We start from the raw sequence: 1,535 nt of genomic DNA, 5'->3' as shown, positions 1-1,535 counted from the left end.
GCGGCGGCGGCCAGCAGGGTGGCGGCGTGCATCATCCGGCGGCCGGTGGGGGTGTGGGTCCAGTCCATCGCGCGGGTCAGCCAGGCCGGCGGTGCGCGTGGCGCGCCGGGCCGGGTCATCCGGGCGATCACCTTGGTGGCGATGTGCCGGGCCAGGAGTATCGCGGCGGCCAACCCGCCGGCGATGAGCAGTGGGGTGTGGGCGAGTCCGGCGGCGGCCCAGGCGAGGCCTGCGAGGGTGCCGATGGCCCAGGTGATCAGGGTGGTGCGCCGGCGTCGGGTTTCCTCGTTTGTGGGTGTGGGTCGGATGATGGCGGCGGTGCGGTTGAGCAGGACCAGGTGGCGTTTGAGGGGGTAGGCGACGGCGTCGTGTCCGAGTAGCGCGGCGCGGATGGCGGGGTTGTGCCAGTGGCCGCCCAACTGCGCTGGGCCGCCGGTGGTGGAGGGTGGGCGTTGGCGCCACAGGTGCCAGGGCAGGTATCCGGTGATGACGCCGCCGTGCGGGCTGCCCAGTCGTCGGCCGTAGAGGTGTGCGTAGAGCCGGGCGACCAGCCGGGATTGCGTGACGTTGGTGCCGGCGGGTTGGCCGAACACGTCACCGACGAACAGCGACCCGGCGCGGAACTGTTCGATCCATCGGGCGACCTGCGAGCGGTCGCGGCCGTGGACGCCTCGGTGGAACTTCCGGTATCCGGCCCAGCGCAGCGCGAACCCGCTCCGTTCCGGCTTGGCGGCCACGGTGGGTGGGCCGTCGAAGCCCTGGATGGCGAGGATCTCGGCCAGTGCTTGTTTCGAGGGAAGCTTGCCCAGCTCGGCGAGGACCTTGGGGTCCCACTGGGCGATGCTGGTGTATTTGGCCGGCCGGTAGTTGCCGCCGGTGGTGGTGCGGCTGCTTCGCCAGGCCATGATCCGTCCCCACACCCACGCGAGGAGGTAGGCGCCGATCAGCCCGTTGTGGTTCCACGCCCAGGACAGGTAGTTCAGGATGGTCCCGGCGAGGGTGTGGGGGCGGGCGCGTTCCTGTTCGCGCTGGTGCTGCTGCTCGGTGAGCTGGTCGAGTTGGGTGCGCATCCCGGGCATCTGGGTGCGCAGGGTTTCGACGTTGCGTTCCAGTTCGGGGATGTTGTGTTCGAGCCGGTGGACCCGGGCCTTCAGCTCGTCGAGCGGGGCCTGGTGGTCGGGGGTGGTGCTGCTCAACCGTCCGGGTTCGGCGTCGAGGTAGTCGACGTACAGGTGGTCGGGCAGCAGGACCCTGATCCGGCGGGAGATGTCGAAGGCCCGCGTGGCGATCGGGTCGGTCTCGGCGTCCCGGGCGAACTCGCGTGCGCGCGTGCCGAGCTCTTGGGCATCCGACCACGTCCGTTCCGCGTTCAGGTCCCAGATCACCGACCACAGCTGGGAACCGCGCTGGCGCAGTGCGGCCGCCCGCCGCTCCAGCCGGGTGCGGTCATCGACCTGCGTGATGGCCCCGGCATGGAAAACGGCCGTGACGTGCGCGGACGGCGGGACGTCCGCCGCGGCCAGCCCGGCCAGCGG

General features: G+C 71.5%; 1 protein-coding gene. It reads right to left on the bottom strand.

Annotated elements, in window-relative coordinates:
* Nucleotides 1–1,535 (bottom strand): hypothetical protein (locus ABEB12_RS41985; protein WP_345703607.1); only part of this gene is annotated, 1,535 nt, incomplete at both ends.

This window comes from Actinospineispora eucalypti (genome assembly GCF_039543365.1).
Taxonomy (GTDB): Bacteria; Actinomycetota; Actinomycetes; order Mycobacteriales; family Pseudonocardiaceae; genus Pseudonocardia; species Pseudonocardia eucalypti.
This window is presented reverse-complemented; position numbering and strand designations above follow the sequence as displayed.